The following is a 13,410-nucleotide window of genomic DNA, read 5'->3' as shown; positions in this document are numbered from 1 at the left end:
GTGTCAGGCGGGGAGTGCGGGAGCAACCAGCAGCACAGCCAGGTCCATGACATTGGTGCGTGTGGGGCCGGTGAAAAACAGGTCATCGCTGAAGCTTAGGGCCGCATGGCTGTTGTTGTCGCGCAAGAAGGCGCATGCCGCCTCCCGCCCGCCCATGCCTTCCACGGACGATGCGAAGGCATAGCCGCCCGCCGCGTCTGTGGGGCCGTCTGTCCCGTCTGTTCCGGCAAAGAGCGCGCAGACCCGGTCTGTTTTTTCCAGGGCAAGGGCCGCGGCCAGAGCCATCTCCTGATTGCGGCCGCCCCTGCCCGTGCCGGTGATGGTCACCGTGGTTTCGCCTCCGGCCAGAAGGCAGAGGGGAGGCGCATCGTTTGTCCGCTGCGCGGCCCGCGCCAGAGCCATATCTGCCAGCTCCACCGCGCGCGTTTTTGCCTCACCCACAAGGCTGTCGCCCAGGATTTCCGCTTCAAAGCCAAGAGCTCTTGCCGCTGTTGCCGCGGCTTCCAGAGCCTGACGGTTGTTGGCCGCAAGAATGTTCTGCACGCTGCAAAATACGGGGTCGTCTGCCTTGGGGGTTTCTGCCAGAAGCCCGGCAAGCCCTTTTTCCAGATGCCGGAGTACGGCTGGCGGCAGATTTTTGGCAAGGCCCAGACGCTCCACAATGGCCGCGCAGTCGGCAAATGTTGTGGGATCGGGAACAGAAGGCCCGGAGGCGATGACGTCTAGGGGATCTCCCACCACATCGGACACAATGACGGACAGCAGGGGCGCGGGCGCAACAGCGCGGGCCAGCTGCCCGCCGCCGAAGACGGAAAGATGCTTGCGCAGGGCATTGATATCGTTGATGGTTGCCCCGCAGCGCAACAGTTGTTCCGTGGTGGCTTGAAGGTCTTCCAGAGTCAGGCCGGGTGCCGGTGCGGGCGTCAGGGCGCTGGCTCCGCCGGTGAACAGGCAGATGGCCAGATGGTTTTCTCCCAGCGACCGGGCAAGGCGCAGCATGTCTTCGGCAGCCGCCACGCCCGCCTGATCCGGCACGGGATGTCCGGCTTCTTTCTGGCGAATGCGCTGCAAATTCAGGCCATGCCCGTATTTTGTCACCACCATGCCTGTTGCCAGATACGGGCCGAGCAACTGCTCCAGCGCGGCAGCCATGGGCGCAACGCCCTTGCCCGCGCCCAGAACCGCCACCTGACGCCCCTCCAGATTCCAGCGGCCATGCGGGGTCACAAGCTCCGCGCCTTCCATGCGCATATGGCGCAGCAGGGCTTTGTCCGGAGCCACGGCCTCCAGCGCGGCGGAAAAAATCTGCCGCAGAATTTCCTTGTACCGGCGCATCATTTCCTCCCGTTTGCCGTATGCCCGCACGGGCTGGTAAGTCCGGCCCGCGCGGCTCCCCACAGTCCGCTGTTTCTGTCGACCACAAGCCTGACGGGCACGGCGCGCAGCAGCGCACCCAGCGGGGGAGAAAGGACAAGCTCTTCCCGAAAATACGGGCTTTCAACACACAGGGGATTGCGGGCAGCAATGCCGCCCGTGATCCACAATCCTCCGAGGCACAGCGTGCTGCATATCCACTGCCGACAGAATCTGGCCAGAAAGCGTGCGTACCAGCGCAGGGTGGGCGTGTCGTCCGAAAGGGCCGTTGCGCCCACCTCGGCCGGAGTGAGCGTGTGCCCGGAAAGATGGCTGTGCAGCAGCGCAAGGCCGCGCCCGCAGAGCACATGCTCCGCCGAGGCCCAGGGCACATGCAGGGCTCGGCGCAAGAAGTCGTGGAAAGCGTTTTCCTCCTGTCCCACAAAGGCGAAGGGCGTGTGCCCGGCCTCCGAGGGGATGGTCAGCCAGCGCATGCCGCAGTCCGGGCAGTGGTGGGGCGCCAGCATGGCCGCGCCCAGGCCGGTTCCCGCGCCCAGCACGGCGCGTGCGGCTGTTTTGGGCGCGTGCGCGCCGGCCGTGATACAGCGGGCTTTTTCGCCCGCTTCCGTCAGCACGGCATGGGCTTCGGCCTGAAAGTCATTGAGCAGCACGCAGTGCCGCAAGCCGGATTTTTTCCGGATTTCTGCGAGATCCAGGCGCAAGCGGCCGTTGGTCAGGCGCCCGCGCAGTCCGGAAACCGGCCCGGCAAGGGCAATGGCAAGCGTGTCTCCCTGTTTCGGCTCACGGTTCAGGGCGCTGCGCATGGCGTGCAGAACATCGTGTTCTGTACGCAGCTCCGCCGAATTTTTCCAGGCAATCGCCTCACAGGCAAGAACGCCTGCGGCATCACGGAAAAAACTGCCGAAGCGGGCGTGGGTTCCGCCGATGTCCGCCGCGAAGATACGTTGCATGTGCCGCCCGCGCGGATGGTTTGGCTGCCGCCCGGAGCAAAAACCGCCGCACGCCGGTTTTTGCCGGGCCGCAGGGAGTGTCAGGCCTGCCCGATTTTGCGGACAATGCCGGTGGTGCTGCACCCGTCCACCAGATCGGCCAGATGCACCCGGCCGCCGTTGGCCTGCACCACGTCGGCTCCCACCACGGTATCAAGGGTATAGTCGCGGCCCTTGACCAGCACGTCGGGGAGAACGGCCCTGATCAGGTTCAGGGGCGTATCCTCGTCAAAAAGAATCACCGCGTCCACGCCGTTGAGGGCCGCCAGAACCAGGGCACGGCTGTATTCGTTCTGAACCGGCCGGGACGGGCCCTTGAGCCGCTTGACGGATGCATCGCTGTTCAGCCCCACGATGAGGTGATCGCCCTGGGCCGCGCTTTGACGCACCAGCGCCACATGGCCCGGATGCAGCAGGTCAAAGCAGCCGTTGGTAAAGACCACGCTTTCGTTCTTGCGCCGCCAGTCCTCCACCTTGTCCAGAAGCTCCGGCAGGGAGAAGAGTTTGGGATTGTCCGTATCCTGCCGCAGGGCCTGGTTCAGTTCTTCCAGACTGACGGGCGCCGTGCCCACCTTGCCCACCGCAATGCCTGCGGCGGCATTGGCAACGCGCGCGCTGTCGTTCCAGTCAAGGCCCCTGCCCACGCAGGCCGCCAGCACGGCGATCACCGTGTCGCCCGCGCCGGAAACATCGGCCACCTCACGCGCCGTGGCCCGGCAATACCAGGGAGTGTCCTCCCCGAAAAGCGCCATGCCTCTGGCTCCCCTGGTGAGCAATATCCGCCCGAAGCGGTGGCGGGCGCGCAATTGGGCGGCCAGGCTTTCGCGCTCCCCGCTTACCAGCAAAACATGGGGATCACGCCCGCAGGCTGCGGCAAATTCCGCACTGTTGGGCGTGACGCACTGCGCGCCCGCATAGCGTTCCCAGTCGGCTCCCTTGGGATCAGCCAGCACGGGAATGCCCAGATGCCCGGCCTCCCGCAGCACATGCCCGCAAAGGCTTGTGCCGTCCACGCTGCGGCGCAGTGTGCCCTTGTCGTAATCGGAAAGGATCACGGCGTCCTGACCGGGCAGAAGCGCGGCAATTTTTTGGCGCAGGGCATCCATTTCTTCCGGCGAGGGAGGGCGTATTTCCTCTTCGTCCTGCCGCAGCAACTGCTGCCCCTGGGAGAGGATGCGCGTTTTGCGGGTTGTGCGGCGGTCGGGGGAGGCAACAAAGACGCCGCACACGCCTTCCCGCTCCACGGCCTGCTCCAGATCGCGGGCGGTTTCGTCCTCTCCGACCAGGCCCGTCAGAGATGTTTCCACGCCCAGCCGGGCCAGATTGCGGGCCACGTTGGCCGCGCCGCCGGGCACAGACCATGTTTTGTCCACGCTGACCACCGGAACCGGAGCTTCGGGAGAAATCCTCCTGACCTGCCCGGAAACATAGCGGTCCAGCATCACATCGCCCACAACCAGAATGCGCACACCCTCGAAATTCATGACTGTGTATCCGGGCTTGCGCCGGAAGGTTTCCGGCAGGCTTGCAGGAAAAGATCTCTCAGGCGGGCCCGCGCGCCCTCCTCGTCCGTCAGTTCCCCCACAGACGCCCTGGCCGCCTCGCCCAAACGCCTTCTCTCTTCGGGCCGCGCCATGAGTTCTTCCAGCACAGCGGCCAGAGCGGGAGCGTCTTCCTGCGGCACAAGGCGGCCGTTATCGCCGTCCTGCACGGCTTCGGTCTGGGCGGGCAGGTTTGACGCGACCACCGCCAGGCCGAAAGCCTGGGCCTCTGTCAGCGTGGAGGGCAGGCCGTCGGTGCGGCCACGGGGATGCTCCCGTCCGGGAGCCACAAAAATGTCCGCTGCGGCATACATTTCGGCCATGTTTTCGTGCGGAATCTGCCCCGGAAATTCCACCAGACTTGTCAGGCCGCGTTGCCGCGCCAGGCGGCGCAAGCCTGCGCGCGCAGGCCCCTGCCCCACAATTCTGAGCGTGAAGGACAGCCCCCTGTCCCGCAAAAGAGCGCAGGCTTCCAGAAGCACATCATAGCCCTTGCGCCTGTCCAGCGTGCCTGCCGCCAGCAGGGCCACAGGCCCGGCCGTGGAGGCGGGGTCTTTTTCCGTATCGTCTTCGGGCGGGGTCAGGGTCAGCGGGTCACGCACAAGAAAGCATTTGTCCTGCAGGGCGGGGAGCAGCGCGCGCAGCGTCCGGCAGGTTGCCTGCGTGTCGCAGAGCATGAAGGCCGCGTCCTTTCCCTTGGCGGCCCAGTCCTGACCGGGTTCCGCCAGATCACGCGCGCGCACGGCAAAGGCAAAAGGTTTTTTGGTCAGCCGCGAGGCGACCCAGCAGGCGGTGGCTTCATCGTGCGCTCCGGCTGCGAAGAAAAACTCCATATTTTCTTCCAGACCCCAGCGGGCCAGCAGGGAGCCCGTGCAAAAGGCGCGCAGATGCGCCCAGGCCTTTTTCCCGCGCCCCCGCGCCGGGAGCGCGCGCCACAGGCCCCAGAGATCGGCGGAAAAGCCGCGCATGTGCCGGAACATGTTCAGGACAGAGCCGAGCATGCGCACAAGGCCCACGCGGCGCACGGCCAGCGGCAGGGAGTATCCGGCGGAATCGCCGAACAGCGTGGTATCGCGCAGGGCATAAATGCGCGACAAAAGACCCTGGGCATACATGCGGCGCGCCTGGCACAGCAGGCTCTGCCCGCAAGGCTCGGGAAAGCGCGCGGCCACCAGCGCGCCGCGCACAAGGGGGCTTTGCCCCCCCAAGAGTTCCGTGCCGCCGCCGGAGGGAATTTCGGGAATATTCCTGCGTCGGCAGTGCAGGATGCCGTCTTCAAGAGTGTAGATGGTATCGCAGAATTCGGCCATCTGCGGGTCGTGGGTGACCATAACCAGCGCCACGCCGCCCGTGTGGCAGAGCGTGCGGAAATTGTCCATGACCAGTCGGCTGGTTTTGGCATCCAGAGCGCCGGTGGGTTCGTCGGCCAGCAGGATGCGGGGATTGTTGACCATGGCCCGCGCAATAGCCACCCTTTGCTGCTCACCTCCCGAAAGGCGGTTGCTGCGGTAGTGCACCCGCGGCGACAGACGCACCAGTTCCAAAGCACGGATGACCCTTTCCCATCTCTCCTGCGGCGGGATTTTTTCGTAAATGAGGGGGAACTCCACGTTCTCGAATACGGTGGAGTGCTCAAAAAGGTTGCTGGACTGCATGACAAAGCCCATGGCATTGCGCCGAAAGGAGGCGGTTTCCTCCCTGTTCAGGGCCAGCACGTCCCTGCCGAGAATTTCCAGGCTGCCGCTGTCCGGCGCGTGCAGCATGCCCAGAACATGCAGCATGGTGGATTTGCCGCAGCCCGAAGGCCCCATGACAGCCACCATTTCCCCGGCCGCCACGTCAATATCCACGCCGCGCAGCACCGGAGCAAAGCCGGTGTAGCACTTGTACAGGTTTCTGGCGATAATCACAGGCGTCATGATCCACCTTGCCGTGCGCGGCAGGCCCGCGTCTGAAGCCCTATTCGAATCTCAGGGCCGTGACCACATCCATGCGGCTTGCCTGCATGGCCGGATACAGTCCGCCGGCAATACCGATCACGGCGGAAAAAACAATGCTGCCCGCGCTGCTGGCAAAAAGCAGGGGGTAGGACATGTCGGTGGCCAGAAGCCAGCCCCCCAGCTTCACCAGAACAACGCCCAGGGCAATGCCCAAAATGCCGCCCGCCACCGATTTGCACAGGGCTTCAGCCAGAAATTGAGCCAGAATATCCGCATCGGCGCCGCCCATGGCCTTTTTGAGCCCCACCTCGCGGGTGCGCGCCCGCACGGCGGCAAACGTGCCGGACCAGATGCCGAATCCGCCCAGCATGAGGGATGCGGCAATGCCCAGCCAGAGCAGGGCCTCCACCCACAGGAAGGTGGTTTGCAGGCGTGCGAGCTGGTCTTCCTGAATCTTCAGGGTGAGGTAGGGCGCGGCCTGATGGGCGCGCACTGTTTGCGGGATCAGGGAGGTGAGGCGGGACACGTCTTCCCAGCCCACAGCCCTGACGAACAGGCGGTCCACCTTGGCGCTGCCCCAGTTGCGGTCCTGATGGGCGGTATAGGGCAGAAAGCCGCCCTGGCTCCAACTGCCCAGCATGATGCCGCTGACAACGCCCACAACTTCAAAAACATCCTGGGACAGGAACAGAAGTTTGCCCAGGGCAGCCTCGGGAGAGCCGTAAAGGTTTTTGGCCGCATCCCGCCCCAGCACGCAAACCCGGCGGCGCTGGCTCACGTCCGTGGCGTCCAGCGGGCGGCCCACGTCCAGCGTCAGGGAATAGACATCGAAAAAAAGCTGATCAATGCCGATGAAATGCACGTCCAGCGTTCTTTCGCCCTCTCCGCGCAGGGAAAAGGACTTCCCGCTGCGGATATTGCAGCTGACAAGGCCCACTCCGGGCAGGGCGCGCAGCGCCTCCACGGTTTCCGGATAGAATTCCCGGCGGGGCTGGCCCGGATACTGGGCATCGTCCATGGAGATCTGGATGACGTTGACCCCGCCCATGAGTACCATGTCCTGTCCGATCTTGTAGCGGATTTCGCGGCCGAGTACCGCCAGGACAATAAAGGCCGTGATGCCCAAGGCAATGGAAAAGACCACCCCGAAAGAGCGTTGGCGCACAACCTGTCTGAGGCTGACGCGAAAAAGGTCTGACACGGCGATCATGCTGCAACCACCACAAAAGAATCCGCGGGACGGCCCGTGCGCGGCAATTTTTTCGCCCTGCGAAATTGTGCCCGCCGCGCACAAATATTTTGCCCGGCCCAGTTATCGGCCCGGCGATATATAAGGCCGGAGAGCGCCCCTGTCAAAATCCTGTCCGCGCGGATTCCGTTTTTTCCACCACGCCGCCCGGACCCACCGTGTAGCGTGCGGAACTCCATTCCAGTTGCGTGGCCCGGAGACTGCATGCGTACACCCGCGCAAACATGCATGTTGCGTCCACAAAAGCCAGAAACCAGCGCCACAGCGGAAAATGCTGGTCAAACATGGCGCGCCACAGATAGAGCGCGCCTCCCGCCCCCGCCATCCAGAAGACGGCCAGCAGCACACCGGCTCCGCTGCCCAGACCCACAAGGCCGCCCAGAAGGGACAGGGCGGCGCAGGTCAGGGGCAGGACCATCATGAGGCAGAGAAACCCCAAAAGCATCCACTGTCCGGGCATGCAGAACTTCAGAAAAAGAACCTGCCTCTCCATCCAGGCCCGCCATGCGGCACGGGGCATGGCCTTGGCTTCCGTGGCGAGGAGCGCGCCGGGGCAGAGGCTGACCTTGACGCCGCGCGCCCGCAGAAGGGCCGAAAGGGAGCAGTCGTCAACCACATTGTCGGACCAGAGATCCGCCACGCCGTACTTCTTCCAGGCTGATCTGGTCATGGTCATGGCCCCTCCCCACAACTGGGTAAAGGCGGAAATTGCCTGCAAGAGGCGCATGAGTAGCACACACAGGGTATAGCCCAGGGTCACGGGGCGGGTATCGGCCGGTTCCACCATATGGTAGCCTGTGCTGAAAGAGCTTTCCCCCCGTGCCAGCGGCCCCACCAGATGGCGCAGAAAATCCGGTCTGGCGCGGTGCGTGCTGTCGCAGAAAACCAGCACGTCTGTCGTGTCGTCCAGAGCGGCGACGCCACACAGGCTGTTGTGGTTTTTCTGGCCGCAACCGCTGGCGGGACCGGCCGCCACATGGCGCAGGGCGGGAAAGTCCTTCTGCACGCGGGCCACAATGTGCGCGGCAGGTTCGTTGTCATCCCTGGTCACGGCCACAGCCGTCAGGCGGGGATAATCCTGGGCAAGAAGGCTGCGCAACGCTCCTTCCATCCGTGCGTCGCTGCCCGCCACAGGAATGACCATGCCCACGCTGGGCCACTGGTTCCCGGCCAGCGGAGAATTGGCGCAAAAATCCTCACGGGCGCGCTCCGGCAGGGATTCGCCGGTGCGGGCCAGAATATAGAACAACGCACACTGACCAGCCGCCAAAAAAAACCATACCCAAAACATAACACTGCTCCTTGTCGGTATCCGGGCGTATGGGACGCCGCTGTGTCTTTGTGCCCGGCGGACCGGCCGCCGCAAGCGTTACGCAACGCCCGCCGGCCTTGCCGCAAAAACATCATCAGTGCTTACAGGGGCGCGCAATTTTCCGGCGCAAGCGCGGCATTGTGCGTGCGCCGTCCTTCCAGCCGCACCTTCATGCCGTTCTTCAGCCTGATGGTACCTTCCACCCGCCCGGAGTCCGCGAAGCGCCCCGCAAAGGAGTGGCCGGAACCGTGGCGCGCCCTGATTTCTTTGCCCTTGACGCTGCCCCTGATATGATAAACATCCACCTGCCCGTTGCGCAACCGCAGATGCACCACCCCGCGCAATTCCCCCTGGGCGGTAAAACAGACGCCCACCCGATAGCTGGAGGTATAGAGGGAGCCAGTCCAGAGTTCCCTGACCTCGCTTTCTGCAGGGTCCTGCCCGTCTGTGGCCGGAGCCTGTGCGGACGCCGGTACGCTGTCTTCCCTGGTTGCTTCGGGCGGGCTGTACTCCTCGGGCATTTCCGCGCGGCAGGGCATGACCAGCGCCAGCACCAGCGCGACAGAACACAAGGCAAGGTTTTTCCCGCGTCGTGTTTTTTTTCGCATGTTGTTCATGGCAGGCGCTCCGTTCCGTTCCCGCGGGCGGCCACGCCGGAAAAAATCTCCTCATGCGCCTGTACCATGCGGGCGAAGGAAAAACGGCTTTCCATCTTTTCCCGTCCTGTCCGCCCCAGCGTATCACACGCCTCCCCGTCGCGCAGCAGGCGGCAGAGGTTGGCCGCCAGAGACGCGGCATCGCCCGGAGGTGACAAAAAGCCTGCAATGCCATCGTCCAGCAGTTGGGGAATGCCGCCCACGGCCGTTGCGCAGACAGGCAGCCCGCAGGACATGGCCTCCAGCAGCACATTGGGCTGCCCTTCGCGCACCGAGGAAAGGGCAAACACGCGGGCCGCGCTGTAATGCGCGCGCATGTCCGGGCCACCGGCCACAAATTCCACCCTGCCGCCTGCCGTACGTTCTTCTGCCCAGTGTCGCAAACGGGTTTCTTCGGGCCCGTCGCCCACCAGCCGCAGGCGGGCTTTGGGGCAGTTTTCCAGAACCATCTCAAAAGCCCGCAGCAGTGTCAGGTGATCCTTGTCGGCGGCCAGCCGGGCCACGCAAAGGACCAGAGGCTCCCGCCGCGACGGGGGCAGGGCCGCAGGGGAGAAAAAGTCCGTGTCCACGCCGTTGGGCACATAGCTCAGGCGGGTTGCGGGCATGCCCATGTCCAGAAGGATGCTCCGCAACTCCCGGGAGTTGCAGATCATGTGGTCGGCAAGGCGCCAGAGCAGGCGCTCGTGCTGGCGCAGGGGAGCGCCGCCCCCGCGGCAGGTGCCCACAATGCGCGGGCCGCAGGAGCAACCGCCAAAGGCCAGCCGTCCCCAGATGCGCCCCCAGATATTGGGCAGGGCAGTGCAGGGAACCAGCACATGGGGCGCAAGCTTGCGCAGCGCACGGCCCAGGCGCAGGAAAAAAGCGGGAGCGTGCCCCCGCCCCGTGCCCATGTGGTGCAGTTCAATGCCGACCTCCCGCGCCAGAGGGTCAAGATCCGTGGGGCCGGTGAGCGTGAGCAGCGCCGGGGAAAAAAGACCGCGATCCAGACGCCGCGCCAGTTCCAGGGTCTGCCGCTGGGTGCCGCCGAAGCAGAGATCCTCCAGAAGAAAAAGGACGCGGAGGGGTTTGGGCATAGGCTTCCTTGCATGCCGGGATTCCCGGCCTGAAACGCCGGAGCAAAAACCCCGGAATCCGCCCGGGCATTTTGCGGTCCGAAGCACATCAGGGCTTTTACTATGATTCCGCAAATGCTTGCAAGTGCGCCTCGCAGCCGCCCGATGGGGGCCTTGGCCGGGCGGTTGCCGGGTGCGGGGCTGGACGCGGGGCGGTTTTCGTGCTTATATACAATGTTACGGTACAATTTTTACCGCTCCCGGAGCGCCAGACAGGATTGCAGCACCATGAGCACGATCATACATCAGACCGGAAGCCGCACACTGACCATGCAGGAACCGGAAAAGCCGCAGCTTTACCGTGACCTTTTTCCGTATACAAGCATCTGCCGCACCTCTTTTGACGAAGTTCTCCTGGCTCCCCGCCCTGCGGAACAGATGCGCATCACCGACACCACCTTCCGCGACGGCCAGCAGGCGCGCCCGCCGTACACGGTGAAGCAGGTGGCAAAAATGTTTGACTTTCTGCACCGCCTGGGCGGAAAAACAGGGCTGATCACGGCTTCGGAGTTTTTTCTGTATTCGGCCAAGGACCGCAAGTGCATCGAAACCTGCCGGGCGCGGGGCTACCGCTTCCCCCGCGTGACAGCCTGGATCCGGGCTGTCAAGGAGGACCTCAAGCTGGTGCGGGACATGGAGTTTGACGAAACGGGCATGCTCACCAGCGTGTCGGATTACCACATTTTTCTCAAGCTGGGCAAAACGCGCCAGCAGGCAATGGACATGTATGTGGGCATGGCCGAGCAGGCTCTGGAATGGGGCATTATCCCCCGCTGTCATTTCGAGGACGTGACCCGCGCCGACATTTACGGCTTTTGCCTGCCCCTGGCCCAGAGGCTCATGGAGCTTTCGCGCCAGAGCGGCATGCCGGTCAAGATCCGCCTTTGCGACACCATGGGCTACGGCGTGCCCTATCCGGGCGCGGCCCTGCCCCGTTCCGTGCAGCGCGTGGTGCGCGCCTTTACCGACGAGGCGGGCGTTCCCGGCCAGTGGCTGGAGTGGCACGGGCACAATGACTTCCACAAGGTGCTGGTCAACGGTGTCACCGCCTGGCTGTATGGCTGCGGCGCGGTCAACAGCACGCTTTTCGGGTTCGGGGAGCGCACGGGCAATACGCCGCTGGAAGCCCTGCTGGTGGAATACATTTCCCTCACGGGCGACGATGCGGCGGCGGACACGACCATTCTTGGCGAGGTTGCCGAATTTTTTGAAAAAGAGCTGCACTACCGCATTCCCCACAACTATCCTTTTGTGGGGCGCGATTTCAATGCCACCAGCGCGGGCGTGCATGCCGACGGCCTGGCCAAGAATGAGGAAATCTACAATATTTTTGACACCAACTCCCTTCTGGGACGGCCCGTGCCCATCATCATCACCGACAAGACGGGCCGTGCCGGAGTGGCGTACTGGATCAACAACAACATGGGCCTGACCGGCGCGCAGTGCGTTTCCAAGAAGCACCCTGCCGTGGGGCAGATTTATGAAGCCATCATGGCCATGTATGACGAAACCGGCCGCACCACCAGTCTGTCCCATGAGGAGATGGAGGCTCTGGTGCAGCGTTTCATGCCAGAGGTCTTCGCCTCGGAGTTCGACCACATGAAAGAACTGGCCGGGGCATTGTCGGCCAAGATTCTGGTGCGTCTGTCGCGCAATAAAAAACTTTTGGACTTTGAGTCCGGGGCCTGCGCCTGCCTGGACGCCTTTGTGCGCGAGTACCCTTTCATCCAGTATTGCTATCTGACAGACGCAACGGGCAGCCTGCGCTGCTCGGCCATCACTGACCCCACCTACAGGGAAATTTACGAAGCCCTGCCCCTCGGCTACGATTTTTCGCAGCGCGAATGGTTCCGGATGCCCATGAAAAGCGGCAAGCTTCATATCATGGACGTGTACCAGTCGCACTTTACCGGCAAGTTGATCATCACGGTGTCCTGCGCGGTAACGGACGCCAAAGACAATATTGTGGGAGTGCTGGGCGTGGATATCCAGATAGAGCAATTGCTCAGGAAGTCCAGAGCGCTTCAGCAGGAAGCCGAGGCCGAGGCGGAAAACAGCGACAACGAATGAGGAACGACCATGCAAAAGAAAGTGTACTGGATTGAAGGCGACGGCATCGGGCCGGAAATCTGGAAAGCCGCCCGTCCCGTTATCGAGGCCGCCCTGGCTGCGGAAAATGCGGGTATCCGCCTGGAGTGGGAAGAACTGCTCGCGGGCGACAAGGCTGTGCGCGAAACCGGATCCCCCCTGCCCGAGAGCACCATGCAGGCCCTGCGCGGAGCGGATTTGGCCATGAAGGGGCCTCTGGGCACTCCGGTGGGCACGGGCATCCGCAGCCTCAACGTGGCCCTGCGCCAGAGCCTGGATCTGTATGCCTGCATCCGTCCGGTGCGCTATTTTGAAGGGCTGGAAACGCCGGTCAAGCATCCCCGGCGGGTGGACATGGTCATCTTCCGGGAAAATACGGAAGATGTGTACGCCGGTGTGGAATTTGCCGCGGGCACGCCAGAGGCGCGCAGGCTGGCCGCCTTTCTGCGTGAGGAGTTGGGCGCGTCCGTGATCGGCGACGCCGCGGCCATCGGCATCAAGCCCATGACCGAAGCCGGTTCCAAGCGTCTTGTGCGCCGCGCCCTGCGTTTTGCGCTGGAGCAGAAAAGGAAGAGCCTGACCCTGGTGCACAAGGGCAATATCATGAAGTTTACCGAAGGGGCTTTCCGCCAGTGGGGCTATGATGTGGCGGCCCAGGAATTTGGCGCGGAAACCTGCACCGAGAAGGAACCTGTGCCCGGACGTCTGGTGATCAAGGACCGCATTGCCGACGCCATGTTTCAGGAAGCCCTGTTGCGGCCCGAGCAGTATGATGTTCTGGCCACGCCCAACCTCAACGGCGATTATATTTCCGACGCGCTGGCCGCGCAGGTGGGCGGCCTGGGGCTGGCTCCGGGCGTGAACATGTCCGACACGCTGGCTTTCTACGAGGCGACCCACGGCACAGCGCCCGCCATTGCCGGAAAGGACAAGGCCAACCCCGGCAGCGTCATCCTGTGCGGCGCGCTTTTGCTGGAGCATCTGGGTGTGCCCGGCGGAGCCAGGCGCATCCGCAAGGCGGTGGAAGAAGCCATTGCCGGAAAGGCTGTTACCGAGGATCTGGCCACGCAGGTCAGCGGGGCGCGGGTTGTGGGCTGCGCGGAGTTCGGCGAGATCATCGGCTCCCGCCTGTAGCGGCATCAGGAAAAC

The 13,410-nt window shown here is 63.8% G+C and carries 10 protein-coding genes; 2 read left to right on the top strand and 8 right to left on the bottom strand.

Features of this window, described 5'->3' with window-relative positions:
* Positions 1-3: 3 nt before the first annotated feature.
* The 8 genes from EII23_RS00875 to EII23_RS00840 all read right to left on the bottom strand — a co-directional run bounded on the left by EII23_RS00875 (position 4) and on the right by EII23_RS00840 (position 10,134).
* Positions 4-1,338, bottom strand: coding sequence for a glycerate kinase (locus tag EII23_RS00875; RefSeq protein WP_409360221.1), 1,335 nt, complete (start codon positions 1,336-1,338; stop codon positions 4-6).
* Positions 1,335-2,324 carry a glucokinase gene (locus EII23_RS00870; protein WP_124791187.1) on the bottom strand — a complete coding sequence of 330 codons (990 nt, stop codon included), beginning with the start codon at positions 2,322-2,324 and terminating at the stop codon, positions 1,335-1,337. Before EII23_RS00870 ends, EII23_RS00875 begins: the two co-directional genes overlap by 4 nt.
* An 80-nt stretch (positions 2,325-2,404) precedes the next feature.
* The gene (rfaE2, locus tag EII23_RS00865; protein WP_124791186.1) at positions 2,405-3,847 is read right to left on the bottom strand and encodes a D-glycero-beta-D-manno-heptose 1-phosphate adenylyltransferase; all 1,443 of its coding nucleotides are present in this window, start codon (positions 3,845-3,847) and stop codon (positions 2,405-2,407) included.
* Positions 3,844-5,823, bottom strand: a complete 1,980-nt coding sequence (locus EII23_RS00860) for a glycosyltransferase (RefSeq protein ID WP_124791185.1) — start codon at positions 5,821-5,823, stop codon at positions 3,844-3,846. Before EII23_RS00860 ends, rfaE2 begins: the two co-directional genes overlap by 4 nt.
* Positions 5,824-5,863: 40 nt before the next feature.
* Positions 5,864-7,054 (bottom strand): ABC transporter permease, encoded by a 1,191-nt coding sequence (locus EII23_RS00855; protein WP_124791184.1) that lies wholly within the window; start codon positions 7,052-7,054, stop codon positions 5,864-5,866.
* Between the two features lie 142 nt (positions 7,055-7,196).
* Positions 7,197-8,384 (bottom strand): glycosyltransferase family 2 protein, encoded by a 1,188-nt coding sequence (locus tag EII23_RS00850; protein ID WP_124791183.1) that lies wholly within the window; start codon positions 8,382-8,384, stop codon positions 7,197-7,199.
* A 122-nt stretch (positions 8,385-8,506) separates the two neighbouring features.
* Positions 8,507-9,022, bottom strand: coding sequence for a hypothetical protein (locus EII23_RS00845; protein WP_124791182.1), 516 nt, complete (start codon positions 9,020-9,022; stop codon positions 8,507-8,509).
* On the bottom strand, positions 9,019-10,134 hold the full coding sequence (locus EII23_RS00840; protein WP_124791181.1) for a glycosyltransferase: 1,116 nt from the start codon (positions 10,132-10,134) through the stop codon (positions 9,019-9,021). Before EII23_RS00840 ends, EII23_RS00845 begins: the two co-directional genes overlap by 4 nt.
* A gap of 267 nt (positions 10,135-10,401) precedes the next feature.
* Here EII23_RS00840 and EII23_RS00835 point away from each other — a divergent pair, with 267 nt between their 5' ends.
* Both EII23_RS00835 and icd read left to right on the top strand, forming a co-directional pair.
* Positions 10,402-12,243: a cache domain-containing protein gene (locus EII23_RS00835; protein ID WP_124791180.1), complete on the top strand. Its 1,842-nt coding sequence runs from the start codon at positions 10,402-10,404 to the stop codon at positions 12,241-12,243.
* Between the two features lie 9 nt (positions 12,244-12,252).
* Positions 12,253-13,395, top strand: a complete 1,143-nt coding sequence (gene icd, locus EII23_RS00830) for an NADP-dependent isocitrate dehydrogenase (RefSeq protein ID WP_124791179.1) — start codon at positions 12,253-12,255, stop codon at positions 13,393-13,395.
* The last annotated feature ends 15 nt before the right edge of the window (positions 13,396-13,410 follow it).

This window comes from Desulfovibrio sp. OH1186_COT-070 (genome assembly GCF_003860215.1).
Taxonomy (GTDB): Bacteria; Desulfobacterota; Desulfovibrionia; order Desulfovibrionales; family Desulfovibrionaceae; genus Desulfovibrio.
This window is presented reverse-complemented; position numbering and strand designations above follow the sequence as displayed.

What these genes read in the sequence shown, in the direction of transcription:
- EII23_RS00875 (WP_409360221.1), bottom strand. Translation starts at nt 1,338, where the DNA reads ATGATGCGCCGGTACAAGGAAATTCTGCGGCAGATTTTTTCCGCCGCG.
- EII23_RS00870 (WP_124791187.1), bottom strand. Translation starts at nt 2,324, where the DNA reads ATGCAACGTATCTTCGCGGCGGACATCGGCGGAACCCACGCCCGCTTC.
- rfaE2 (WP_124791186.1), bottom strand. Translation starts at nt 3,847, where the DNA reads ATGAATTTCGAGGGTGTGCGCATTCTGGTTGTGGGCGATGTGATGCTG.
- EII23_RS00860 (WP_124791185.1), bottom strand. Translation starts at nt 5,823, where the DNA reads ATGACGCCTGTGATTATCGCCAGAAACCTGTACAAGTGCTACACCGGC.
- EII23_RS00855 (WP_124791184.1), bottom strand. Translation starts at nt 7,054, where the DNA reads ATGATCGCCGTGTCAGACCTTTTTCGCGTCAGCCTCAGACAGGTTGTG.
- EII23_RS00850 (WP_124791183.1), bottom strand. Translation starts at nt 8,384, where the DNA reads ATGTTTTGGGTATGGTTTTTTTTGGCGGCTGGTCAGTGTGCGTTGTTC.
- EII23_RS00845 (WP_124791182.1), bottom strand. Translation starts at nt 9,022, where the DNA reads ATGAACAACATGCGAAAAAAAACACGACGCGGGAAAAACCTTGCCTTG.
- EII23_RS00840 (WP_124791181.1), bottom strand. Translation starts at nt 10,134, where the DNA reads ATGCCCAAACCCCTCCGCGTCCTTTTTCTTCTGGAGGATCTCTGCTTC.
- EII23_RS00835 (WP_124791180.1), top strand. Translation starts at nt 10,402, where the DNA reads ATGAGCACGATCATACATCAGACCGGAAGCCGCACACTGACCATGCAG.
- icd (WP_124791179.1), top strand. Translation starts at nt 12,253, where the DNA reads ATGCAAAAGAAAGTGTACTGGATTGAAGGCGACGGCATCGGGCCGGAA.